The 1,646-nt window shown below is 49.3% G+C and carries 1 rRNA gene; it reads left to right on the forward strand.

From position 1 onward, the window contains the following. The first annotated feature begins 43 nt into the window (after positions 1-43). A 16S ribosomal RNA gene (locus K5Q11_RS07475) occupies positions 44-1,618 on the forward strand. Positions 1,619-1,646: the final 28 nt, after the last annotated feature.

Genomic DNA, 1,646 nt, shown 5'->3' on the forward strand with positions numbered 1-1,646 from the left:
AAAAAACAATTAATTTGATGAGCTAAGTTAAGCTTTTCATCTCTAAGATGAGAGTTTGATCCTGGCTCAGGACGAACGCTGGCGGCGTGCCTAATACATGCAAGTCGAACGCGTCCTCGTTAAAACAAGTTGGTGCTTGCATTAACTTGTTTTAACATCGGGACGAGTGGCGAACTGGTGAGTAACACGTGGATAACCTGCCCTGAAGTATGGGATAACATTTGGAAACAAGTGCTAATACCGTATAATTAGTAAAAATCGCATGATTTCTACTTGAAAGATGGTTCTGCTATCGCTTTAGGATGGATCCGCGGCGTATTAGCTAGTTGGTGAGATAAAAGCCCACCAAGGCGATGATACGTAGCCGACCTGAGAGGGTAATCGGCCACATTGGGACTGAGACACGGCCCAGACTCCTACGGGAGGCAGCAGTAGGGAATCTTCCACAATGGACGAAAGTCTGATGGAGCAACGCCGCGTGAGTGAAGAAGGGTTTCGGCTCGTAAAACTCTGTTGTTAAAGAAGAACAAGTGTAAGAGTAACTGTTTACGCTTTGACGGTATTTAACCAGAAAGCCACGGCTAACTACGTGCCAGCAGCCGCGGTAATACGTAGGTGGCAAGCGTTGTCCGGATTTATTGGGCGTAAAGCGAGCGCAGGCGGTTTTTTAAGTCTGATGTGAAAGCCTTCGGCTCAACCGAAGAAGTGCATCGGAAACTAAATAACTTGAATACAGAAGAGGACAGTGGAACTCCATGTGTAGCGGTGAAATGCGTAGATATATGGAAGAACACCAGTGGCGAAGGCGGCTGTCTGGTCTGTTATTGACGCTGAGGCTCGAAAGCATGGGTAGCGAACAGGATTAGATACCCTGGTAGTCCATGCCGTAAACGATGAATGCTAGGTGTTGGAGGGTTTCCGCCCTTCAGTGCCGCAGCTAACGCATTAAGCATTCCGCCTGGGGAGTACGACCGCAAGGTTGAAACTCAAAGGAATTGACGGGGGCCCGCACAAGTGGTGGAGCATGTGGTTTAATTCGATGCTACGCGAAGAACCTTACCAGGTCTTGACATCTTCTGCCAACCTAAGAGATTAGGCGTTCCCTTCGGGGACAGAATGACAGGTGGTGCATGGTTGTCGTCAGCTCGTGTCGTGAGATGTTGGGTTAAGTCCCGCAACGAGCGCAACCCTTATTATTAGTTGCCAGCATTAAGTTGGGCACTCTAGTGAGACTGCCGGTGATAAACCGGAGGAAGGTGGGGATGACGTCAAATCATCATGCCCCTTATGACCTGGGCTACACACGTGCTACAATGGACGGTACAACGAGTTGCGAAACCGCGAGGTCAAGCTAATCTCTTAAAGCCGTTCTCAGTTCGGATTGCAGGCTGCAACTCGCCTGCATGAAGTTGGAATCACTAGTAATCGTGGATCAGCATGCCACGGTGAATACGTTCCCGGGCCTTGTACACACCGCCCGTCACACCATGAGAGTTTGTAACACCCAAAGCCGGTGGGGTAACCTTTTAGGAGCTAGCCGTCTAAGGTGGGACAGATGATTAGGGTGAAGTCGTAACAAGGTAGCCGTAGGAGAACCTGCGGCTGGATCACCTCCTTTCTAAGGATATTACGGAAACTTACACTAG

Origin of the sequence: Apilactobacillus xinyiensis (genome assembly GCF_019656235.1) — a bacterium.
GTDB lineage: Bacteria > Bacillota > Bacilli > Lactobacillales > Lactobacillaceae > Apilactobacillus > Apilactobacillus xinyiensis.